The organism is Aeromonas sp. FDAARGOS 1406, from assembly GCF_019048565.1.
GTDB lineage: Bacteria > Pseudomonadota > Gammaproteobacteria > Enterobacterales > Aeromonadaceae > Aeromonas > Aeromonas caviae.
Genome location: NZ_CP077378.1, coordinates 2,953,139 through 2,973,598, shown reverse-complemented (window position 1 = coordinate 2,973,598; position 20,460 = coordinate 2,953,139). Strand labels below are relative to the sequence as shown.

21 protein-coding genes are annotated in these 20,460 nt (G+C 63.9%); 8 read left to right on the top strand and 13 right to left on the bottom strand.

What is annotated here, in order from left to right; genetic code table 11:
* Positions 1-12 precede the first annotated feature (12 nt).
* Both envZ and ompR read right to left on the bottom strand, forming a co-directional pair.
* A complete protein-coding gene (envZ, locus tag I6L36_RS13980; RefSeq protein WP_053288815.1) occupies positions 13-1,323 on the bottom strand; it encodes a two-component system sensor histidine kinase EnvZ in 1,311 nt (436 codons plus the stop codon).
* On the bottom strand, positions 1,320-2,039 hold the full coding sequence (ompR, locus tag I6L36_RS13975; RefSeq protein ID WP_053288816.1) for a two-component system response regulator OmpR: 720 nt from the start codon (positions 2,037-2,039) through the stop codon (positions 1,320-1,322). Before ompR ends, envZ begins: the two co-directional genes overlap by 4 nt.
* Before the next feature lie 202 nt (positions 2,040-2,241).
* On the opposite strand from ompR, the gene greB reads away from it, so the two are divergent.
* Both greB and I6L36_RS13965 read left to right on the top strand, forming a co-directional pair.
* On the top strand, positions 2,242-2,715 hold the full coding sequence (gene greB / locus I6L36_RS13970; protein WP_039039492.1) for a transcription elongation factor GreB: 474 nt from the start codon (positions 2,242-2,244) through the stop codon (positions 2,713-2,715).
* A gap of 268 nt (positions 2,716-2,983) precedes the next feature.
* The gene (locus I6L36_RS13965; protein WP_109112042.1) at positions 2,984-5,290 is read left to right on the top strand and encodes a Tex family protein; all 2,307 of its coding nucleotides are present in this window, start codon (positions 2,984-2,986) and stop codon (positions 5,288-5,290) included.
* Positions 5,291-5,348: 58 nt separating this feature from the next.
* Here I6L36_RS13965 and I6L36_RS13960 read toward each other — a convergent pair whose 3' ends face one another.
* The 3 genes from I6L36_RS13960 to bioH form a co-directional block, all read right to left on the bottom strand.
* Positions 5,349-6,110, bottom strand: a complete 762-nt coding sequence (locus I6L36_RS13960; protein ID WP_053288818.1) for a putative metalloprotease CJM1_0395 family protein — start codon at positions 6,108-6,110, stop codon at positions 5,349-5,351.
* Between the two features lies 1 nt (position 6,111).
* A complete protein-coding gene (locus tag I6L36_RS13955) occupies positions 6,112-6,345 on the bottom strand; it encodes a hypothetical protein (protein ID WP_010672552.1) in 234 nt (77 codons plus the stop codon).
* Between the two features lie 72 nt (positions 6,346-6,417).
* Positions 6,418-7,182: a pimeloyl-ACP methyl ester esterase BioH gene (gene bioH / locus I6L36_RS13950; protein WP_053288819.1), complete on the bottom strand. Its 765-nt coding sequence runs from the start codon at positions 7,180-7,182 to the stop codon at positions 6,418-6,420.
* Between the two features lie 38 nt (positions 7,183-7,220).
* Between bioH and I6L36_RS13945 the strand changes: the two genes are divergently transcribed.
* Both I6L36_RS13945 and nfuA read left to right on the top strand, forming a co-directional pair.
* Positions 7,221-7,949: a ComF family protein gene (locus tag I6L36_RS13945; RefSeq protein WP_053288820.1), complete on the top strand. Its 729-nt coding sequence runs from the start codon at positions 7,221-7,223 to the stop codon at positions 7,947-7,949.
* Positions 7,950-8,097: 148 nt separating this feature from the next.
* Complete coding sequence (gene nfuA, locus I6L36_RS13940) at positions 8,098-8,676, top strand: Fe-S biogenesis protein NfuA (protein WP_010672549.1); 579 nt, start codon at positions 8,098-8,100, stop codon at positions 8,674-8,676.
* 69 nt (positions 8,677-8,745) lie between these two features.
* Here nfuA and gpsA read toward each other — a convergent pair whose 3' ends face one another.
* From gpsA to I6L36_RS13925, 3 genes are read right to left on the bottom strand one after another with little or no spacing between them, the layout of a single operon-like run.
* A complete protein-coding gene (gpsA, locus tag I6L36_RS13935) occupies positions 8,746-9,750 on the bottom strand; it encodes an NAD(P)H-dependent glycerol-3-phosphate dehydrogenase (protein WP_053288821.1) in 1,005 nt (334 codons plus the stop codon).
* Positions 9,751-9,752: 2 nt separating this feature from the next.
* Positions 9,753-10,223, bottom strand: a complete 471-nt coding sequence (secB, locus tag I6L36_RS13930) for a protein-export chaperone SecB (protein WP_010672547.1) — start codon at positions 10,221-10,223, stop codon at positions 9,753-9,755.
* Between the two features lie 47 nt (positions 10,224-10,270).
* Positions 10,271-10,702 (bottom strand): rhodanese-like domain-containing protein, encoded by a 432-nt coding sequence (locus tag I6L36_RS13925; RefSeq protein ID WP_010672546.1) that lies wholly within the window; start codon positions 10,700-10,702, stop codon positions 10,271-10,273.
* A 348-nt stretch (positions 10,703-11,050) separates the two neighbouring features.
* Here I6L36_RS13925 and gpmM point away from each other — a divergent pair, with 348 nt between their 5' ends.
* Together gpmM and I6L36_RS13915 are read left to right on the top strand one after the other, a co-directional pair.
* Complete coding sequence (gene gpmM / locus I6L36_RS13920; protein WP_039039496.1) at positions 11,051-12,580, top strand: 2,3-bisphosphoglycerate-independent phosphoglycerate mutase; 1,530 nt, start codon at positions 11,051-11,053, stop codon at positions 12,578-12,580.
* Positions 12,581-12,589: 9 nt separating this feature from the next.
* Positions 12,590-13,993, top strand: a complete 1,404-nt coding sequence (locus I6L36_RS13915; protein WP_042864587.1) for a peptidoglycan DD-metalloendopeptidase family protein — start codon at positions 12,590-12,592, stop codon at positions 13,991-13,993.
* 206 nt (positions 13,994-14,199) lie between these two features.
* Here the strand turns inward: I6L36_RS13915 and I6L36_RS13910 are convergent, their stop codons facing one another.
* A complete protein-coding gene (locus I6L36_RS13910) occupies positions 14,200-14,850 on the bottom strand; it encodes a Qnr family pentapeptide repeat protein (protein WP_041212172.1) in 651 nt (216 codons plus the stop codon).
* 88 nt (positions 14,851-14,938) lie between these two features.
* Here I6L36_RS13910 and I6L36_RS13905 point away from each other — a divergent pair, with 88 nt between their 5' ends.
* Both I6L36_RS13905 and I6L36_RS13900 read left to right on the top strand, forming a co-directional pair.
* Positions 14,939-15,946, top strand: a complete 1,008-nt coding sequence (locus I6L36_RS13905; RefSeq protein ID WP_109112043.1) for a substrate-binding domain-containing protein — start codon at positions 14,939-14,941, stop codon at positions 15,944-15,946.
* Positions 15,947-16,056: 110 nt separating this feature from the next.
* Entirely contained in the window at positions 16,057-16,446 is a 390-nt protein-coding gene (locus I6L36_RS13900; protein ID WP_041214080.1) for a nuclear transport factor 2 family protein, read from the top strand.
* A 55-nt stretch (positions 16,447-16,501) separates the two neighbouring features.
* Here the strand turns inward: I6L36_RS13900 and I6L36_RS13895 are convergent, their stop codons facing one another.
* From I6L36_RS13895 to I6L36_RS13880, 4 genes are all read right to left on the bottom strand, one after another.
* Entirely contained in the window at positions 16,502-17,194 is a 693-nt protein-coding gene (locus I6L36_RS13895; RefSeq protein WP_081000992.1) for an AraC family transcriptional regulator, read from the bottom strand.
* A gap of 138 nt (positions 17,195-17,332) precedes the next feature.
* Positions 17,333-17,974, bottom strand: a complete 642-nt coding sequence (locus I6L36_RS13890; protein ID WP_053288822.1) for a bifunctional 4-hydroxy-2-oxoglutarate aldolase/2-dehydro-3-deoxy-phosphogluconate aldolase — start codon at positions 17,972-17,974, stop codon at positions 17,333-17,335.
* Between the two features lie 9 nt (positions 17,975-17,983).
* Complete coding sequence (edd, locus tag I6L36_RS13885) at positions 17,984-19,780, bottom strand: phosphogluconate dehydratase (protein WP_109112184.1); 1,797 nt, start codon at positions 19,778-19,780, stop codon at positions 17,984-17,986.
* 60 nt (positions 19,781-19,840) lie between these two features.
* Positions 19,841-20,350 carry a gluconokinase gene (locus tag I6L36_RS13880; protein WP_039039504.1) on the bottom strand — a complete coding sequence of 170 codons (510 nt, stop codon included), beginning with the start codon at positions 20,348-20,350 and terminating at the stop codon, positions 19,841-19,843.
* Positions 20,351-20,460: the final 110 nt, after the last annotated feature.

Below are 20,460 nucleotides of genomic sequence, written 5' to 3'. Positions count from 1 at the left end.
TACGCCCTGCTTTCAATCCATCCACTCCAGCGGCTGGTTCTTGGGTAGCCGGATCTCCACCTGCAAGCCCCCCAGTTCGGAGCGCCCCAGCCTGATGGTGCCGTGATGCTGGGAGACTATCTTGGCAACGATGGCCAGCCCCAGCCCACTCCCGCCACCGGTGCGCGCCACATTGCCCTGGGTGAAGGGCTTGAGCACCCGGGAGTAGTCCTCTTCTGCGATCCCCGGGCCATTGTCGGAGAGTCGCAGCCGCACCCAGTGGCCATCATCCCTGAGCTCGGCCTGCAACCGGGTCGCGCCATAGCGCAGGGAGTTGCCCGACAGATTGTTGAGGATACGGCGAATGCTGATGGGATGGCAGGCCACACGCACCGCCTCCTCCGGCAGGAGCAGCTCCACTTCCAGTCCCTGATCGGTCTGCATCAGCAACGCATCGTGAATGAGCTGGGTCAGGTCGACGGGCCGAGCATCGAGCCCCTCGTTCGGGCGAATGTAGTCGATGAACTGATCGATGATGCCGTTCGACTCATCGATGTCCGCATTGATGCTCTCCTTGAGGTACTCATCCCCGGAGGACATCATCTCGGTCGCGAGACGAATACGGGTAAGAGGGGTGCGCAAATCGTGGGATACCCCGGCCATCATCAGGTTGCGCTCCTCGATCAGCCCCTTGATGGAGCTCGACATGTGGTTGAAGGTGCGGGTCAGGCGGCGCACCTCCCGCGAGCCCTGCTCCCCCAGGGCATCGGGAAAGTTGCCGCGCGCTACCGCCACGGCCCCCGCTTCCAGATCCTCCAGCGGCCGCACCAGCTGACGGGCAAAACGCCAGGCCGCAAACAGGGTCACCACCAGCAAGACGCTCATATAGAGGATGAGCGGTTCGATGTCGTCATCTTCAATTTCCGTCAGGGGAATACGCACCCACATCTGGCTGGTCTGGGGAGGCTGGATCCAGATGATGTAGTGATCCTGGATCTCAACCCTGACCCTGGTATCCCCTTTCAATTCGCGGCTGATGCTCTGCTCCAGATAGGGGTAGGGCTTGGAATCATTCAGCCCGTGCTGCTCCGCCTCGCTCTGGGTATAGATGTCGCTGCCAGTGGTGACATAGACCAGCGCCTCGGCATCTTCACTGAGCGCCAGCTGGTTGTTGTCCACCGGAAAGATGAGTTTGACCTGGTTTGCCAGCAGGTGGCTGATCTGCTTGACAGTCGGCGCCAGCAGGTAGTTGTAGAAGGTAACGTAGGAGACGACTTGATAGACCACCAGCACGGCAGCCAGAAACCAGAGCATGCGGGAGAACATGCTGCCCACTTTCTTCATGCGTTCTCACCGTCCGGAACGAACACATACCCCAGACCCCAGACGGTCTGCAGATAGCGGGGCTGGGCCGGGTCCTGTTCCAGCAGGCGGCGCAGGCGGGAGACCTGCACATCAATGCTGCGCTCGGTGGCCGTGTACTCGCGACCACGGGCCAGGTTCATCAGCTTGTCACGGGAGAGCGGTTCGCGAGGATGACTCACCAGCACCTTGAGCACGGCGAACTCCCCGCTGGTCAGGGCAACCGGTTCGCCATCACGGCTCAGTTCACGGGTCGCCAGATTGAGCTGGTAGGTCCCGAAACTCACCATCTTCTCCGCCGCGGAAGGGGCGCCGGGCAGCTCCACGGTATGGCGGCGCAGCACGGCGCGGATCCGGGCCAGCAGCTCACGGGGGTTGAACGGCTTGGGCAGATAATCGTCGGCCCCCATCTCCAGACCGACGATGCGATCCACTTCGTCCCCCTTGGCGGTGAGCATCAAGACAGGGATCTGGTTGCCGGCCTCGCGCAGGCGGCGGCAGATGGAGAGGCCGTCTTCTCCCGGCAGCATCAGATCAAGCACCATCAGGCTGAAGTTTTCACGCGTCAGCAGGCGATCGGCCTGCTCCCCGTTGGCGACACCTCGCACTACAAACCCCTGCTCGGTGAGGTAGCGCTCCAGCAAGGAACGCAGTTTCAGATCGTCGTCCACCACCAGGACCTTGTATTGCTGACTCATTGCCACCTCTCTTCTCTGTCTCCCCTCATACTAGAGCCGCCCCCTGCAACCACAAAGCATAAATATGTTACCGGTTATTGCCCTCATTCGGCCCCGGAGCCGGGAGGGATGGATGGCCAGCTCTGCTTTTTGCTCGACAGCGCGGCGACAATGACTAAGATCCCGAGCAACCGGATGCAATTGGCGAGGGAGTGATAACCCCATGAAAACCAAACTCATTACCCGTGAAGGCTACACCAGGCTCCGGCAGGAGCACGACATGCTCTGGCGGGAGGAGAGGCCCGATGTCACCAAAAAAGTGGCTTGGGCGGCGAGCCTGGGTGATCGCAGCGAGAACGCCGATTACCAGTACAACAAGAAACGCCTGCGGGAGATCGACCGCCGGGTTCGCTACCTGCGCAAGTGCCTGGAAGAGCTGACCATAGTCGACTACTCCCCCTCCCAGGAGGGCAAGGTCTTCTTCGGTGCCTGGGTCGAGGTGGAAAACGACGAGGGTGAGACCAAGCGCTTTCGCATCGTCGGCTATGACGAGATCTTCGGCCGCAAGGATTACATCTCCATCGACTCCCCCATGGCCCGTGCCCTGCTCAAGAAAGAGGTGGGCGATGAAGCCATGGTTCAAACGCCAGTGGGTGACGCCTGCTGGTACATCAATGAGATCAGCTATCCCAAATAAGCCAGGCCGACCCTCACTGCCAAATCGGCTGACAAGGCCAGGAGAGACCGAGCATGTCCGCCCACTGGGTATGAGAAACGTCATTTCTGCCGGGGTGGCATCCCGCTGCCCGACCCCATATAGTGCTCACACCCGGCGCCTTGCGGCGCCAACCGGCCCGCGCGGCAGTGGCCTGGCAGGTATCTAAAGTATCGCCAGGACAGACCCCCTGTTCGGCGACACAGCCCCACGCTGGCCAGTGAGACAGGACCTGACCAAGAGACCCTCGATGCAAAGCCACGTAATAGAACATCAGATCGCCGGTGAGCTGAATGCCCGCCCGGAACAGGTGCAGGCAGCCGTTCGCCTGCTGGACGAAGGCGCGACCGTTCCCTTCATCGCCCGTTACCGCAAAGAGGTGACCGGCGGTCTGGACGACAGCCAGCTGCGTACCCTGGAGAGCCGCCTCGGCTACCTGCGTGAACTGGCGGATCGCCGCCAGGTGATCCTGCGCTCCATCGAAGAGCAGGGCAAACTGACCCCCGAGCTGGCCCGCGAGCTGAACGAGGCCGACAGCAAGACCCGTCTGGAAGACCTCTACCTCCCCTACAAGCCCAAGCGCCGCACCAAGGGACAGATGGCCATCGAGGCGGGGCTGGAGCCACTGGCGGATTTGCTGCTGGGTGACCCCATGAAGGATCCCGAACAGGAGGCGGTTCGCTTCCTCAATGCCGAGCAGGGGATCACCGACGGCAAGGCCGCCCTCGACGGTGCCCGTTACATCCTGATGGAGCGCTTCGCCGAGCAGGCCGATCTCCTTGAGAAGCTGCGGGACTACCTGTGGCAGAACGCCACCCTGCGTGCCCGCGTGGTGGCCGGCAAGGAGCAGGAAGGGGCCAAGTTCAAGGACTACTTCGAACACGACGAACCCCTGCACAAGGCCCCCTCCCACCGGGTGCTGGCCATGTTGCGCGGCCGCAACGAGGGGATCCTCAACCTGGCGCTGGTCACCGGCGAGGATGAGGGTGCCAGCCCCTGCGAAGGGATCATTGCCCATCACCTCAAACTCAACCTGCAACACCGCCCGGCCGACAAGTGGCTGCAGGGGGTGGTGAGCTGGACCTGGAAGATCAAGCTCTCCCTGCAGATGGAGACCGAGCTGATCGGCCGCATCCGCGAATCGGCAGAAGACGAGGCGATCAAGGTGTTCGCCATGAACCTCAAGGATCTGCTGATGGCGGCACCGGCCGGCATGCGCTGCACCATGGGGCTGGATCCCGGCATCCGCACCGGGGTCAAGGTGGCGGTGGTGGATGCCACTGGCAAGCTGGTCGATCACGCGACCATCTATCCGTTCGAACCCAAACGCCAGGTTGACCAGAGTCTCAAGACCCTGAGCGAGCTGTGCCAGAAGCACAAGGTCGAGCTCATCAGCATCGGCAACGGCACCGCATCCCGGGAAACCGACCGCCTGGTGAGCGATCTGTTCGAGCGCTACCCGGCCGCCAAGGCACAGAAGATAGTAGTGAGTGAAGCGGGGGCATCGGTCTACTCCGCCTCCGAGCTCGCCTCCCAGGAATTCCCGGATCTCGACGTCTCCATTCGCGGCGCCGTCTCCATCGCCCGCCGGTTGCAGGATCCCCTGGCCGAGCTGGTCAAGATCGATCCCAAGAGCATCGGTGTGGGCCAGTACCAGCACGATGTCGGCCAGAGCCAGCTGGCCCGCCGCCTCGACGCGGTGGTCGAGGATTGCGTGAACGCGGTGGGGGTGGATGTGAATACCGCCTCGGTCGCCCTGCTCAACCGGGTTTCCGGCCTCTCCCAGACCCTGGCGCAGAACATCGTCGCCTACCGCGACGAGAACGGCGCCTTCAAGAGTCGTCAGCAGTTGCTGAAAGTTGGCCGACTCGGGCCCAAGGCATTCGAGCAATGCGCCGGCTTCCTGCGCATTCGGGGCGGCAGCAACCCGCTGGACGGCTCGGCGGTGCACCCGGAATCCTACCCGGTGGTGGAGCGGATCCTCGCCAAGCTGGAGCAGACCGTCGACAGCCTGCTCGGCAACAGCAGCCTGCTGCGCACCCTCAAGCCCACCGACTACACCGATGAGCAGTTCGGGGTGCCTACCGTCACCGACATCATCGGTGAGCTGGACAAGCCAGGCCGCGACCCGCGCCCCGAGTTCAAGACCGCCACCTTCAAGGAAGGGGTGGAGAAAATCAGCGATCTGGTGCCCGAGATGGTGCTGGAGGGTGTGGTCACCAACGTCACCAACTTCGGCGCCTTCGTCGACATCGGCGTCCATCAGGACGGGCTGGTGCACATTTCTTCCCTCACCGATCGCTTCGTCAAGGATCCCCGCGAGGTGGTCAAGGCCGGTGACATCGTCCGGGTAAAGGTGCTGGAAGTCGACGTACCGCGCAAACGCATCAGTCTGACCATGCGTCTGGATGAAAAAGCCGGCCAGCCTGCCCGCAAACCGGCCGAGCCGCGTCACACCGGCAACACCCGACCGAAACAGGCGCCCCGTCAGAGCGCTCCGACCGAGGGTGCCATGGGCAACGCCTTCGCGGCTGCCCTGTCGAAACTGAAGAAATAAGCCCCCAGAATGCAAAAAAGCCCCGAAAGGGGCTTTTTCATGCCTGCACGGAGCGGGATCAGACGTCCTGACTCAGGCTATGCGGGGAGGCCGACCTCACCGCTTGCTGATAGTGCCTGGCAATCACCTGGTTTCGATTGTCCATATAAGCACCGAGCGGGCCTGTGGTTTCCTGCCTGAGGGTCATCAGATCCTTGCGGGCCTGTGCCTCCTTGCCAGAGGCGGCGCGGGCCACACTCATGTCTTGTGACGATGGTTCATCGGGAGCCAGTGCTGCGGCACGCACCTGCTGCATCTTGGCGATGGTCGCGGCGGGATCCCCGGGAATGGTCCCCATGTCGATGACCACCTCCCCCCCGGTGGCATAACGCTTGCCATCCGGCCCACGGGAAAACTGGTAGGTAGGGCTTCCCGCATGCTCGCCGCCGGCTGCCTGGTGCGCCTGCTCGTGCTTGCGAACTTCGAGATCCCGTTCGACCAGCGCAGCCGCCTGACGCTGCTGCTTTTGCTGCTCCTGCTGCTCACCCTCCTGACGTTGTCGACGCTCCCCCTCCTCCCCCGTTGCCTCGACAAAACGGTGCGCCACCATCACGGGGCCGGTCTGGCCGTTCTCTTTCGTGGACGAGGATGGGGTGGCGGGATTGGCCTGGGCGGCCCGGGATCTCTCTTTCTGGGAACCGACGCCGGACTCGGCGTTGGACGCTTCGCTCTGGCGGCTGGGGGGCACCAGTTCTGCACGGCGGTTGTCAGTCTGTGCCGATTCCGTCTGCGGCTGCAGTTGATTCGGAATGATGGTCGGCAGACTGACGTTGATGTTCATGTCACACCCGGATATCGATCAGGGTGCCCAGCATGTCGCTGGCCGTCTGGATCACCTTGGCGGATGCCCCGGCATGCAGCTCGGCCACCTTGAGATTCACCAGTTCATCCGGCAACTGCACCTGATCACCCGCTGGCGTATTGAGACGGGCGATCTGGCTGGAAGCCTGGCCCGCCAACTGCTCGGCCCGTTGGAACCCCTGCACGCCTGCCGTCATGGCTGATTCGATACGCATTGGCACACTCCTCTGTAGGGTTGGCTAATTATCCATCAACCTGACGAGTTATTGAAGCCTGCCGCTCAAATCTCAGTCAATGAACCGCCGCAGGAGGGTGATGAACTGCTCTGGATGGGAGATGAAGGGAGCATGGGATGCCTTCTCCAGCACCAGACTGTGGCTGGCAGGGTAGCGCGCATCCAGCAAGGGAATGGCGGCCTTCGGCACCAGGGTATCCAGCCTGCCGTAAAGACGCAGCCAGGGCAGATCCAGGCCGATCAGTTCATCCCGCAGATCGACCTCGGCCAGCAGACCCAGACCTGCCTCCAGGGCCGCAAGCCGGGGAGCGGGTCGCTCCGCCAGCCAGTGACGCAACTGGCGAATGTCGTTTCTGGCGTGCTCGCTGCCCATAGCCTGGATCGCGAGAAAGCGCTCTATGGTCTGCATGAAGTCGCCGGCCAGCATCTGGTTGAACCCTGCCAGCACCTTGGGGGCAATCCCGGGCCACTCGTCGCGGGCCATGAAGCAGGGAGAGCTGGCTACGGTAATGAGAGAGTGAAGGCGTTCAGGCATGGTCAGCGCCAACTGACTCGCCACCAGACCACCGAGGGACCAGCCGAGCAGATGGCATTTTTCAGGCAATATGGCCGCCATCTGCTCTGCCAGCCAGGGCAGGGTGTAGTCTGTCCCTGCTTGCAGGGGGCTGTTGCCAAAGCCGGGCAGGTCCACCAGATGCAGCCGATAGTGGGCAGCCAGTTCTTGGGCAATACCATGCCAGACGGCCCCGTTCATACCCCAGCCATGCAACAACACCAGGTCCGGGCCCTGGCCAAACCGCTCAACCGATACGCTCATCTAGACTCAAGATCCCTGTTTATCTGCTTGGAGCCTGCATGTTAAAGCGGCTGCTCGCCAAAGCAAGTCCGATCCTTGGCACCCAGTCCGACTGGCTCGGTCTGTGCCTGCTCTGTCGCCAACCCTGTGATGACACGCCCTTGTTGTGCTCCTGGTGTCGCCACGCCCAGCGCCAACACGACAGACGATGCCTGATGTGTGCAGCACCGCTGCCGGAGCAACATCGCGAGAGCGAACTGCTGTGCGGACGCTGCCAACGCAGACCCGCCCCCTGGGAGCGTTTGCAGGTGATCGGCGATTATCAGGCACCTTATGCCCAACTCATCCCCCAGCTGAAGTATTCCGGTCAGATCCTGCTCGCGCCGCTGCTTGCCCGCCTGCTGGCAGACCATCTGGACCTCGCCAACCCACCGCAGGTCATCATTCCGGTTCCCCTGCACTGGTGGCGCCAGTGGTGGCGCGGCTTCAATCAGGCAGAAGAAATCGGCCATGCCCTGAGCGCACTCACCGGCATTCCTTGCGACACCCGCGTACTGCGCCGGACAAGGTCGACCCCGCAACAGACCCGGCTCAGTGCCGGCCAGCGGCGACGCAATCTGCGTGGCGCCTTCGAAATAGAACCTCACCACTACCGGCATGTGGCACTGCTCGACGATGTGGTCACCACGGGCGCCACCGCAGGTCAACTCACCCGGTTGCTCCATGAGCACGGCGTCACCACGGTAGAGGTGTGGGCCATCTGCCGTACCCTCCGACACCTGAAATAACCGGGCAGGGATCCGGCCCGGGAGGCCGCTGGCGGCATGATTCCGATACGCCCGGGCTCACAGGCTCGCCATCGGCACGCTACCCAAGCCCCGCCAAGCGAGTTATCATGAATACCCTAGTCGTACACTCAGGTTTATGAGGATAGTGATGATCAGCATTTCCGACACCGCCCAGGCCCACTTCCGCAAGTTGCTGGAGAAGCAGCCTGATGGCACCAACATCCGGGTGTTTGTGGTCAATCCGGGAACCCAGAATGCCGAGTGCGGCGTATCCTATTGCCCACCCGACGCGGTCGATCCGGAAGATCAGCACCTGCCGTTCAGCGGCTTCGACTGCCTGGTCGATCCCCTGAGCGCCCCCTTCCTGGTGGATGCCACCATCGATTTCGTCACCGATCAGATGGGCTCCCAGCTCACCCTGAAAGCCCCCAACGCCAAGATGCGCAAGGTGGCCGACGACGCCCCGCTGATCGACCGCATCGAGTACGTGCTGATGTCCGAGGTGAACCCCATGCTGGCCGGTCACGGCGGCAAGGTCACCCTGGTCGAGCTGACCGACGACAAACTGGCCATCCTGCAGTTTGGCGGCGGTTGCAACGGTTGCTCCATGGTCGACTACACCCTGAAAGAGGGGATCGAGAAGCAGTTGCTGGAGAAATTCCCGGGCGAGCTCAACGGCGTCAAGGATGCCACCGAGCACCAGCGCGGCGACCACTCCTACTACTGATTTGCCCCCTTGCGGCAAAGAAAAGGCCCCGCCAGCTGGCGGGGCCTTTTGCATGCTGCGGCTGGCAGATCACTCGTCCTTCTTGTCTCGCGACAGCAGGGCGATGGCTGCCTCTTTCGGGTTCTTGTCCTCGTACAGCACCTTGAAGATCTGTTCGCAGATGGGCATCTCGACGCCACAGCGGGCCGCCAGCAGATGTACTTCCTTGGTGTTGCGATAGCCTTCCACCACCTGGCCTATCTCGGCCATGGCGGTGTCAACCGACTTGCCCGCTCCCAGCGCCAGACCGAAACGGCGGTTGCGCGACTGGTTGTCGGTACAGGTCAGCACCAGATCCCCGAGCCCCGCCATCCCCATGAAGGTCTTGGCGTCGGCCCCGAGGGCGGCGCCCAGACGCTGCATCTCTACCAGACCCCGAGTGATGAGTGCGGTTCTGGCGTTGGCGCCAAAGCCGAGTCCGTCAGAGAGACCGGCACCGATGGCGATGACGTTCTTGACCGCCCCGCCCAGCTGCAGACCGATGAAGTCCGGATTGGTATAGACCCGGAACGAGCGGCCGCAGTGCAGCAGGTGGGAGAGATCGTCGGCAAAGTCGTCGTGGGTCGAGGCCACCGAGATGGCGGTCGGCAGACCGGCAGCCAGCTCGCGGGCGAAGGTCGGGCCCGAGATGACCGCCAGTGGAATGGCATCCCCCAGCACCTCCCGCGCCACCTCTTGCAGTAGACGGCCGCTGTCCGGCTCCAGCCCCTTGGTCGCCCAGGCGATCCGGGTATCCGGGCGCAGGAAGGGTTTGACCCGGGCCAGTACCTGGCCGAACACATGGCTCGGCACCACCAGCAGCAGCACGGGAGCGGCTTGCACCGCCGCCTGCAGATCCCACGTCAGTTGCAGATCGGCCGGGAAGGGGACATCCGGCAAGAATGCCTTGTTGCAGCGATCCTGTTCCAGCTCGGCGACATGGGCAGGGTCGTGACCCCACAGCAGGGTCGGATGACCATTGCGCGCCAGAGAAATGGCAAGGGCGGAGCCATAAGACCCCGCCCCCAGAACCGAGATTGCGATCTGGTCGGCCATTATCAGGCTTCCGCAGTCGCCTGCTGGGCCTGTACCTGCGCCATGTGCTGGGCGAACAGGGCGTCGAAGTTGACCGGTGCCAGGTTCAGCTGCGGGAAGGACCCCTTGCTCACCAGGTTGGATACCGCTTCGCGGGCATACGGGAACAGGATGTTCGGGCAGAAGGCCGCCAGGCAGTGGGCCAGTTGCGGCTCAGGCAGGTTGCCGATGGTGAAGATGCCGGCTTGCTGCACTTCACACAGGAAGGCAGTCTCGGTTTCCAGCTTGCAGGTGACAGTCAGGGTCAGCACCACTTCATAGACGCTGTCGGCCAGGACATTGGTCTTGGTGTCCATGTCCAGCTTGACGTCAGGCTGCCACTCTTTCTGGAAGATGTGCGGGGTATTCGGGGCTTCGAAGGAGACATCCTTGGTGTAGACACGCTGGATGTGGAATTCCGGTTGCACTTCCTGGTTGTTGATTTCGTCAGCCATTTCGTTTGATTCCTTTTTAAGATAATGAGTGGGCGCAGGCCCTTAAATCAGCGTTTTTTGGTCACCGGCAGATTGTCTGCACGCCATTGGGCCATGCCACCGCTGAGCACATACACCTGCTTGAAACCGGCCTTGCTCAGTTGGCGACCCGCGCCACCAGCGGTCATCCCCGACTCGCACACCACTATGATGGGGGCATCCTTGTGCTTTTCAACCGGACCCAGATTATTCGCCTGGATCTGGGCGAGCGGCAGGTGATGGGCCCCGGCCAGATGGCCCTTGGCAAATTCATCCTGACTGCGAATGTCCACGACGGTGGCATTTTCACGGTTGATAAGCAGGGTAGCGGCGTGGTTGTTGACCGCCTTCACCGGAGAAAAACGAGCACGAACAGTGGTATACACCAGAGTGCCTGCCAGGCCCAACCAGGCTGCGGTCAGCAGCGGATTGCGGGCCGCGAAATCCAAATACTCTTGCATCTTCTACTATCCAGGGACCAAGACAAGGGCCCGAGTATACATGGGGCCCTGCATAAGATCAGCCATCTTGGCGGCAAAGCGAGAGCAAGCTCCCATCAGGGATGGCTGCCGATTCTTCCTCCTCCAACCGGGCCGAACGAGAGGATGCGCCATGCCGAAATGAGGGGGGAAACAGAGGAAACCCCGCCGCGGCAGACAAGCCGGCAACATGCCTAAAACAGCGGGATAACAGTTAAAAAGCGAGGCTGGAGAGGGACTTGGCTATCAGGTGACTATTTCGGCAGATGTAGTAATATTACGCTAGTTTCACTTCCCGCAATTCATTCCTATCCGAGAGGACATAGCCTTATGTCAACAGCTAAGAAACCGCTGGTTCTGGTCATTATGGACGGTTGGGGCTACAGCACCAAGCAAGAGTACAACGCCGTTGCTGCTGCCAAGACCCCCAATCTGGATCGCCTGGCCCGTGACTACACCAGCACCCTGATCTCCGGCTCCGGCCTGGACGTGGGTCTGCCGGACGGCCAGATGGGCAACTCCGAAGTGGGCCACACCAACATCGGTGCCGGTCGCGTCGTCTATCAGGAGCTGACCCGCATCTCCAAGGACATCCAGGACGGCGACTTCTTCCAGAACGTCGAGCTGGCCAAGGCTGTCGACGCTGCCGTGACCAAGGGCAAGGCCGTGCACATCATGGGGCTGATGTCCCCGGGTGGCGTACACAGCCACGAAGAGCACATCATGGGCATGATCGAGATGGCCGCCAAGCGTGGCGCCGAGCAGATCTACTTCCACGCCTTCCTGGATGGCCGCGACGTCCCGCCGCGCAGTGCCCAGTCCTCCATCGAGCTGTTCGACGCCCTGTTTGCCCGACTGGGCAAGGGTCGTTTCGCCTCCATGATCGGTCGTTACTACGCCATGGACCGCGACAACCGCTGGGATCGCGTGCAGCAGGCCTATGACCTGATGACCCAGGGCAAGGGCGAATTCACCGCCGACAACGCCACCGACGCGCTGGCCGCCGCCTATGCCCGCGACGAGAACGACGAGTTCGTCAAAGCCACCCGCATCGGCGACGCTGTACCGATGATCGACGGCGATGCGCTGATCTTCATGAACTTCCGCGCCGACCGCGCCCGCGAAATCACCCGCGCCTTCGTCGATACCGACTTCACCGGCTTCGCCCGCACCGCCACCCCGGCGCTGCACTTCGTGATGCTGACCGAATACGCGGCCGACATCAAAACCGCCTGCGCCTATCCGCCCACCGCCCTGGTCAATACCCTGGGTGAGTGGCTGGCCAAGCAGGGCAAGACCCAGCTGCGCATCTCCGAGACCGAGAAGTACGCCCACGTCACCTTCTTCTTCAACGGTGGCGAAGAGGCCTGCTTCAGCGGCGAAGATCGCGAAATCGTGGCGAGCCCGAAAGTGGCTACCTATGACCTGCAGCCGGAGATGAGCTCCGAAGAGCTGACCGACAAGCTGGTTGCGGCCATCAAGAGCGGCAAGTACGACGTCATCATCTGCAACTACCCGAACGGCGACATGGTCGGCCACACCGGCGTGTTCGATGCGGCCGTCAAAGCCTGTGAAGCGGTCGACCACTGCATCGGTCGCGTCACCGACGCCCTGGCGGAAGTGGGTGGCGAGTGCCTCATCACCGCCGACCATGGCAACGCCGAGAAGATGATGGACGAAGAGACTGGTCAGGCCCACACCGCCCACACCAATCTGCCGGTTCCCCTCATCTACTTCGGTCGTAAAGCCGAGGTCGCCGAAGGTGGCAAACTGTCCGATCTGGCCCCCACCATGCTGACCCTGATGGGTCTGCCGGTGCCGCCGGAAATGACTGGCAAGCCCCTGATGATTCTGAAATAATCCTGCCCCATGCGGGGATGCGAAATTATTTCACAGAAAACCAGTCGCGTCGGCCTGTTGGCCGGCGCGCTGTTTTTTTGCCTGATCGGCGGTACCGGCACAGCCCAGGCTGCGAACCAGCAGCTGGGGGCCATGCAGTCCCAGATCAAGGAACAGCAACAGACCCTCAAGCTCAGCAAGCAGGAGCTTGCCAAGCTCAACACCCAGCTCAAGGCTGACGAGCAGGCCATTTCGGCTGCCGCCGCCAAACTCGAGCAGACCAGACAGCAACTCCGGCAGAACCAGCAGAAGCTGGCGTCCCTGCAGCAGGACAAGCTGGCACTGGAGCAACAAGCCAAACACCAGAAGCAGTTGCTGGCCAAGCAGGCGGAAAGCGCCTTCCAGGCGGGCAACCACGATTACCTCAAACTGCTGCTCAACCAGCAGGATCCGGCCAAGCTGAGCCGCGCCCTCGACTATTTCGACTACCTCAACAAGGCCCGTATCGAGGCCATTGAAGCCCTGCGCGCCACCCGTGACAAGCTGGCCAAGAACCAGCAGGCCACCAGGGAGACCGAGAGCCGCCTCCAGACCCTGCTCGGCGAGCAGCAGGAGCATCACCAGAGCCTGCTGGCCAGCCAGCAGAGCCGTGCCAAGGTGCGCAACCAGTTGCAGCAGTCGGTGCAGGCCGACGAGCAGAAGCTCGACAAGCTGGTCAAGGCGGAGAAGGCGCTCAAGGCGCGGCTGGAAGAGCTGCGTCGTCAGCAGGAAGAAAAGGAACGCCGCGAACGGGCCGAGCGGGAGCGCCTCGCCAAGATCAAGGCCGAGCAGGAGCGCCAGCGCCGTCTGGAGGCCCAGCGCCTGGCAGCCGAGCAGAAGCGCATCGAGGAGCAGCAGCGGATCGCGGCCCAGCAGCGCCAGGTCGGCGAACAGCAGCGGCTGGCGGCCCAGCAGCAACGCGTCGCTGAACAGCAGGCCAAGGTGGCGCAGCAGCAAGCGGCCGCCCGCAACAGCGCCAAGGCAAGCAGCAACGGCTACGGCGGTCTGAGCACGGGTGGCAACCTGCGCTGGCCGGTGCAGGGCCCCATCCTCATCTCCTACGGCTCGCCACGTACCGCCGAGCTGAAGTGGAAGGGCACCCTGATCGGCGCCAGCGAAGGGACCCAGGTCAAGGCGGTGGCACCGGGCCAGGTGGTCTACGCCGACTGGCTCGACGGCTTCGGCATGCTGCTGGTCATCGACCATGGCAAGGGCTACATGAGCCTCTACGGCCACAACCAGTCGCTGCTGCGACAGGTGGGACAAAAGGTGGAGCAGGGTGAGCCCGTGGCCCTGGTCGGCGACAGCGGCGGACAGGAGCGCTCCGGCCTCTACTTCGAGATCCGCTATCAGGGCGAGGCCATCAACCCGACCAAGTGGCTGGCCAGACGCTAAGCCCGCCTTGGCGGTGCCCGAGTGGAGTCCGCTACCTCATCCCCAGCCCTTCTCCCGCGAGGGGAGCAGGGAGCAAAAGACAGCAACACCGCGTCGTTTAGCACTTCACCTGACAAAAAGTCTGCATCGCGCAGGCTTTTTGCTTGGCAGGGGAGGCACCACACCGCCCGCCCCGATGATGAAAACTTACCTCTTTTCCACCCCGCTCAGGGGAAGACCACCAGCCCGATCTGCTCCAGCAGCCCCTGCTGCTGATCTTCATTGATCTGCACCCCGGCGAGGTTGACCCGGCGCAGATCCAGGCCGGGCAGATCGCACTGGCGCAGATCGCACCCTTGCAGGTTGAAGCTGGTCCAGTCGATTTGCCCGAACTCGGAGCCGCTGAGATCCGAGCCTGCCAGGGAGGCGCCCAGCAGGTTGGCCCCCTGCCAGCGGTTTCCGGCAAGCTCGCACCGCTCCAGCAGGCAGCTTTCGAAGTTGGCGTAGCTGAAGTTGTTGCCGGTGAGGTGGGCCTCGCAGAAATAGCTTTTGGCAGTGATCCGGTTGGCGAAGCTGGCATGGGCGAAGTTGATCCCCATGGCCTGGCAGTCGCGCATCTCCAGCCCAAGACACTGGCTGCGGCCGAAGTCCGCCAGGGTGAGATCGCAGCGCAGGAAGCTCGCCTCCCTCAGATCGCAGCCCTGAAAAAGGCATCCCAGCTCCCGTTCCCTGTCATAGAAGCTGCAGTCGACGAAGCGGCTCTCCCCGAGATCGAGCCAGGAGAAGTGACAGCCGATGAAGCGGCACCCCTGGAACTGCTCCCCCTCCACCTCCTGCTGCTCGAAGTGGACCCCCTCGAAACACCTGCCCTTGATCATCCCCTGCCCCCTGTTGATGGCGTCATATGCTGACATTGCCGTGCAAAAACGGTAATGTTACGTGTAACATTTTTTGCCGGATCCCCAGATGAACGACACCCGCAAGCGCCGCCCTACCCTGCAGGACATTGCCGACCTGACCGGTGTCACCAAGATGACCGTCAGCCGCTACCTGCGCGACCCGTCCGCCGTGGCCGAAGGGACCCGCGAGCGCATCGCCGCCGCGGTGGAGGAGCTCGGCTACATCCCGAACCGGGCGCCGGACATGCTGTCGAACGCCACCAGCAAGGCGATCGGCATCCTGATCCCCTCCCTCTCCAACCAGGTCTTCTCGGCGGTGATCCACGGCATCGAGGCGGTGACCCGGCCCGCCGGCTACCAGACCCTGCTCGCCCACTACGGCTACAGCCCGGAGCGGGAGGAGGAGCAGGTCGCCTCGCTCCTCTCCTACAACGTGGACGGGCTCATCCTCTCGGACACCCAGCACACCGAGCGCACCCGCAAGATGATCGCCACCGCCGGCATCCCGGTGGTGGAGACCATGGATCTGCCCCTCTCCCCCATCGACATGGTGGTGGGCATGGATCACCGGGCCGCCGCCCGGGCCATGGTAACAGAGATGCTGCGCCGGGGACGGCGCAAGGTGATCTACCTCGGCGCCCGGCTCGACGTGCGCACCCAACTGCGAATGGAAGGCTACTACCAGGCGATGGCCGATTTCGGTCTGACCGGCCAGCACCTGCTGACGGAGCAATCCTCCAGCTTCACCCTGGGGGGAGAGCTGCTGGCCCAGGCCATGGCGCGCTTCCCCGATCTCGACGGCCTGTTCTGCACCAACGACGACCTGGCGGTGGGAGCCCTGCTGCAATGCCAGGCCAGGTGGATCCCGGTGCCCCATCAGGTGGCCATCGCCGGCAGCAACGCCCTCGACATCGGCCACGCCATGACCCCCAAGCTCGCCAGCATCGTTACCCCCCGCGAGACCATAGGTCGCGAAGCCGCCATCATGCTGCTGGCCCGCCTCGGCGGCCAGCCGCTGGCGACCAGGTGCAAGGACATCGGCTTCTCCCTCTATGAGGGGGAAAGCCTCGGCTGATCCCCGGCCATCATGGCGCGTTCGACCGCCATGATGGCGCCTTCTCCCCTCTCCCCTCGCTGTCCCCTGGCCTATGCTGGCTCCTCCATCCCCCCTGTCAGGAGCAGACCATGCACCACACCGAACGATTGAAAGCCTGCCTGCAGCGCGTCATCTGCGATCCCGCCTTCCCCCTGGCGGAGCTCGACGCCTGGTTCACCCCCGACTACTGCCAGGAGGTGAACGGCGAGCGGCTCGACTACCCGGCGTTTCACCAGCACATCGCCACACTGCGCCGCCATCTGGCCGGGGCGAGCATCGAGTTTGTCGCCACCCTGGCGCAGGGGGAGCGGGTGCACTCGACCCATGTGGTGCGGGCCACCCGCCAGGACGGCGGCACCCTGGTCTGCAAGGTGAGCGGCCTCTTCACCTTTCGCGGCGATCGGATCTGCCACACCGACGAGGTGACCTGTCTGCTGGCAGGCAGCAAGGAGGATGCGGATATCGGTTCGCGGCGCTGACTGCCAGCAACCCGCAGACACCGCCATGGCGGGCAGGAAGGCAGACGACGCGCCCTCAGACCGTCGGTTCGCGCCGGGCAAGGCGCTGGAGGGCGCGGGACAAGGCACCGGGATCCTCGTAGCCGAGCCGATCGGCGATCTGGGCCAGCGTGAGCCCCCGGTGCTGCAACTGGCGCGCCCGTCCCAGCACCACCTGCTCCCGCCACTGGCGAAAGCTGCCCCCCAGCTGCTGGAGGAAGAGCCGGTTGAGGGTGCGCACCGAGGCGCCGCAATCTGCCGCCAGCGCCGTCAGCGTCAGATGGATGGCGGGTGCCTGGCACACCCTGTCCAGCACCCGCAGCAGGCGCGGGTCCAGCTCCCCGGTGAGGGGAATGCGCGCCGCGAGCGGGTCGGCGCGCTCCAGCTCCTGGCCAAGCACCGTCAGATAGGCCCCCTTCACCTCCTCCTCGGCCAGCTCGGGCAGGCGGGCGAAGAGGCCCGCCAGCAGCGGGCTGGCCTGCAAGGGGCCGAAGGCGGTGCGGGCCGACGTCGGCACATAGAGGAGGGAGAGCCGGGAGCGGCGCAGCACGCGAAACTCGTGCTCCCACCCCGCCGGAATAAAGCAGACCTGGCCCGCCACCAGCAGTTCTCCCTCCCCTCGCCCCGTGATGATGCCGCCCCCGTCGTGCAGATAGCAGTATTGGGCATGGGGGTGGCAGTGCAGCGCGGTGAAGTGCCCTTGCGGGTAGGATGGATGCAGACAGGACATGAAGGCTCCAGGGGAGAGGGGCGGCCCCCGACCTTAAGCCAGGGCGAGGCCGGAAGCAAACGGCCCACCCCCTACCGGGGCGGAAAAACAGCAGGCCACCCGGGGGTGGCCTGTTTAATTTTTCTAAACGATATTTGCTTAGCGTTTAACCAATTCAACCGCTTCCCGGGAGAGGCGGGTCACCTCCTCCCAGTTGCCGCTCTTGACGGCGTCTGCCGGCAGCATCCAGGAGCCGCCGACGGTGGCCACACATTTCAGCGCCAGGTAGTCGGCCACGTTTTTCGGGCCGATGCCGCCGGTGGGGCAGAATTTCACCTGGGGCAGGGGCGCCGCGATGGCGGAGAGTGCCTTGGTGCCGCCGTTCGCCTCGGCCGGGAAGAATTTGAGGTGGTCGTAGCCTGCTTCCAGCGCCTGCATCACCTCGGTCGGGGTGGCCACTCCCGGGATCAGCGGCGCCGTGCTCTTGGCCGCATGGGCCAGCAGGGCCGGGGTCATGCCCGGGGAGATGACGAAGCGGGCACCGGCAGCGACGGCGGCATCAAACTGCGCGCAGTTGAGCACGGTACCGGCACCGACCATGGCATCCGGCATCGCCTTGGCGATGAGGGCGATGGCGTCCAGCGCCACCGGGGTGCGCAGGGTGATCTCGAACACCGAGATGCCGCCGTCCAGCAGCGCCTTGGCCATGGGCAGGGCCTGCTCCAGGTCGTTGATGACCATCACGGGTACCAGGGGGGAGGCGGCAAACACCTCGGCAGGGGTCACTTTCCAGTTCTGCATAGCTCTTCCTTAGTCAAAGATGGTGGCGCCGCACTCGGCGCTCGATACCGCGCGACGCATCACGCTGAACAGTTCACGGCCCCACCCCTCTTGTTCGAGGGTGAGGTCGATCTCGGCCTGGGTACGGCCGCTCAAATCGGTCAGGCAGTCGAGGCGGCCTGACTCGGCATCCACCCGCAGCAGGTCGCCATCGGCGAGCAGGCCGATGGCCCCGCCGTGCAGCGCTTCCGGGGTGACGTGGATGGCGGCCGGGATCTTGCCGGAGGCGCCGGAGAGGCGACCGTCGGTGACCAGGGCCACCTTGTGACCCGCCTTCTGCAGGTTGCCAAGCACCGGCATCAGCTTGTGCAGCTCCGGCATGCCGTTGGCGGCCGGGCCGTTGTGGCGCACCACGATGACGGCGTCCAGGTTCAACTCACCGGCTTTGTAGGCCGCCTCCACCGCATGCTGGGAGGAGAAGACCCGGGCCGGGGCCTCGATGACCCGATACTCGGGCGCGACGGCGGAGACCTTGACCACGGCGCGGCCCAGGTTGCCCGCCAGCAGCTTGGTGCCGCCGGTGGCCTGGAACTCGCTGCCAGAGGGGGAGAGCACGCTCGGATCCGCGCTCTCGCCCACCGGTTGCCACACCAGCTTGCCATCCACCAGTGCCGGACGGCTGAGGTAGTCCTGCATCTCGCCGAAGACCGGGGTGGCATCCAGGTGGATCAGCCCCTCTTCGGCCAGACGACGCATCAGACCGGGCACACCCCCCGCCTGTTCGAAGGCGTTGACGTCCGCCGGGCCGTTCGGGTACATGCGCACCAGGAGCGGCACCACGTCGGAGAGATCGCTCAGGTCGTCCCAGGTCAGCTCCAGCCCGGCGGCGCGGGCCAGCGCCACCATGTGGATGCTGTGGTTGGTGCTGCCGCCGGAGGCGAGCAGGGCCACCAGGCCGTTGACCAGGGCGCGCTCGTCGATCACCGCACTCAGGGGGCGATATGCCGGGGAGCCCGGGATCATGGCGCTGATGCGGCGGGCCGCTTCCTCGGTGAGGGCGTGGCGCAGCTCGCTGTGGGGATGCACGAAGGCGGAGCCCGGCAGCATCAGGCCCATGGCCTCGAACACGAGCTGGTTGGTATTCGCGGTGCCGTAGAAGGTACAGGTGCCCGCCGCGTGGTAGGCGCCGCACTCCATCTTGAGCAGGGCGTCACGGCCCACTTCACCGGCAGCGTACTGCTGGCGCACCTTCACCTTCTCGTCGTTGCTGATGCCGCTCGCCATGGGGCCGGCCGGCACGAAGGCGGTGGGCAGGTGGGCGTGGGAAAGCGCCCCCATGATCTGGCCCGGGGCAATCTTGTCGCAGATGCCGAGCAGCAGGGTGGCGTCGAAGGTGTTGTGGGAGAGGGAGACCGCGGTGGCCTGGGCGATGAGGTCCCGGGAGAAGAGGGACATGTCCATCCCCGGCTGACCCTGGGTCACGCCGTCGCACATGGCGGGCACGCCGCCGGCGACCTGGGCACTGTGGCCGAGCTCCGCCAGGGCGCCCTTGATGGTGTCCGGGTAGCCCTGATAGGGCTGATGGGCACTCAGCATGTCGTTGTAGGCGGTGACGATGGCCACGTTGGCGCGGGTCATGTCGAGGATCCGCCCCTTCTCGTCACAGCTCGAGGCGGCCACGGCGTGGGCCAGGTTGCCACAGGAGAGGGAGGCGCGGGTCTTGCCCTGATCGGTCTGGCGCTGGATGCGGGCCAGGAAGCGGGCACGGCGGGCGGTGCTGCGCTCGCGGATGCGGTTGGTCACCTGGGTGATCACGGGATGGGTCATAGCTTTCTCTCCAACTCTATATACGGGCGCGGTCGGCCGCAGCCGGGCGCGCGACATGGCTCATTGCGCCTGCGTCAGCGCGGTGACGGCACGGTCGACCACCTGTTCGAAGGTCCCGTCGATATCGATGCGAAACACGCCGGGCTCGCCATCCGGTCGCTCCAGGGTATCAAACTGGCTTTGTACCATGGCTTCGCGCATGAAGTGGCCCTGCCGTGCCCGCATCCGTTCGAGAATGAGGGACTGGCTGCCATCCAGAAACAGGAAACTCACCGAGTCGTTGCCCTCGCGGATCTGGTCGCGGTACTGCTTCTTGAGGGCCGAGCAGACGATGACACCGAGCTCGTTCTTGCGCTCCAGGCTGTAGGCCGCATCGCGGATCCGCTCCAGCCAGGGGGCCCTGTCTTCGTCGTTGAGCGGGTTGCCCGCCGCCATCTTCTGGATGTTCGCGCGAGGGTGCAGATCATCGCCGTCGATGAACTTGGCCCCCAGGGCATTGGCCACCTTGAGGCCGATGCTGGACTTGCCGCTGCCACACACACCCATCACGATAATGCACTTGCCCGCCATTATTTGACCTCTCTCTCACTTTTCAAAAAACGTTCGCCTGATGGGTTCTAAGCTACCACGTTACCGGTAACATGTTACCGGTAACGTTTCGCAATGTGAAGTGCAGCACA

Excerpts from the sequence above, each read along its gene's own strand:
- ompR (WP_053288816.1), bottom strand. The coding sequence starts at position 2,039 with ATGAGTCAGCAATACAAGGTCCTGGTGGTGGACGACGATCTGAAACTG.
- I6L36_RS13965 (WP_109112042.1), top strand. The coding sequence starts at position 2,984 with ATGCAAAGCCACGTAATAGAACATCAGATCGCCGGTGAGCTGAATGCC.
- I6L36_RS13910 (WP_041212172.1), bottom strand. The coding sequence starts at position 14,850 with ATGATCAAGGGCAGGTGTTTCGAGGGGGTCCACTTCGAGCAGCAGGAG.
- I6L36_RS13945 (WP_053288820.1), top strand. The coding sequence starts at position 7,221 with ATGTTAAAGCGGCTGCTCGCCAAAGCAAGTCCGATCCTTGGCACCCAG.
- gpmM (WP_039039496.1), top strand. The coding sequence starts at position 11,051 with ATGTCAACAGCTAAGAAACCGCTGGTTCTGGTCATTATGGACGGTTGG.
- gpsA (WP_053288821.1), bottom strand. The coding sequence starts at position 9,750 with ATGGCCGACCAGATCGCAATCTCGGTTCTGGGGGCGGGGTCTTATGGC.
- I6L36_RS13960 (WP_053288818.1), bottom strand. The coding sequence starts at position 6,110 with ATGAACATCAACGTCAGTCTGCCGACCATCATTCCGAATCAACTGCAG.
- greB (WP_039039492.1), top strand. The coding sequence starts at position 2,242 with ATGAAAACCAAACTCATTACCCGTGAAGGCTACACCAGGCTCCGGCAG.
- nfuA (WP_010672549.1), top strand. The coding sequence starts at position 8,098 with ATGATCAGCATTTCCGACACCGCCCAGGCCCACTTCCGCAAGTTGCTG.
- I6L36_RS13900 (WP_041214080.1), top strand. The coding sequence starts at position 16,057 with ATGCACCACACCGAACGATTGAAAGCCTGCCTGCAGCGCGTCATCTGC.
- I6L36_RS13955 (WP_010672552.1), bottom strand. The coding sequence starts at position 6,345 with ATGCGTATCGAATCAGCCATGACGGCAGGCGTGCAGGGGTTCCAACGG.
- I6L36_RS13925 (WP_010672546.1), bottom strand. The coding sequence starts at position 10,702 with ATGCAAGAGTATTTGGATTTCGCGGCCCGCAATCCGCTGCTGACCGCA.
- I6L36_RS13895 (WP_081000992.1), bottom strand. The coding sequence starts at position 17,194 with ATGTCCTGTCTGCATCCATCCTACCCGCAAGGGCACTTCACCGCGCTG.
- envZ (WP_053288815.1), bottom strand. The coding sequence starts at position 1,323 with ATGAAGAAAGTGGGCAGCATGTTCTCCCGCATGCTCTGGTTTCTGGCT.
- secB (WP_010672547.1), bottom strand. The coding sequence starts at position 10,223 with ATGGCTGACGAAATCAACAACCAGGAAGTGCAACCGGAATTCCACATC.
- I6L36_RS13905 (WP_109112043.1), top strand. The coding sequence starts at position 14,939 with ATGAACGACACCCGCAAGCGCCGCCCTACCCTGCAGGACATTGCCGAC.
- edd (WP_109112184.1), bottom strand. The coding sequence starts at position 19,780 with ATGACCCATCCCGTGATCACCCAGGTGACCAACCGCATCCGCGAGCGC.
- I6L36_RS13915 (WP_042864587.1), top strand. The coding sequence starts at position 12,590 with ATGCGGGGATGCGAAATTATTTCACAGAAAACCAGTCGCGTCGGCCTG.
- I6L36_RS13880 (WP_039039504.1), bottom strand. The coding sequence starts at position 20,350 with ATGGCGGGCAAGTGCATTATCGTGATGGGTGTGTGTGGCAGCGGCAAG.
- bioH (WP_053288819.1), bottom strand. The coding sequence starts at position 7,182 with ATGAGCGTATCGGTTGAGCGGTTTGGCCAGGGCCCGGACCTGGTGTTG.
- I6L36_RS13890 (WP_053288822.1), bottom strand. The coding sequence starts at position 17,974 with ATGCAGAACTGGAAAGTGACCCCTGCCGAGGTGTTTGCCGCCTCCCCC.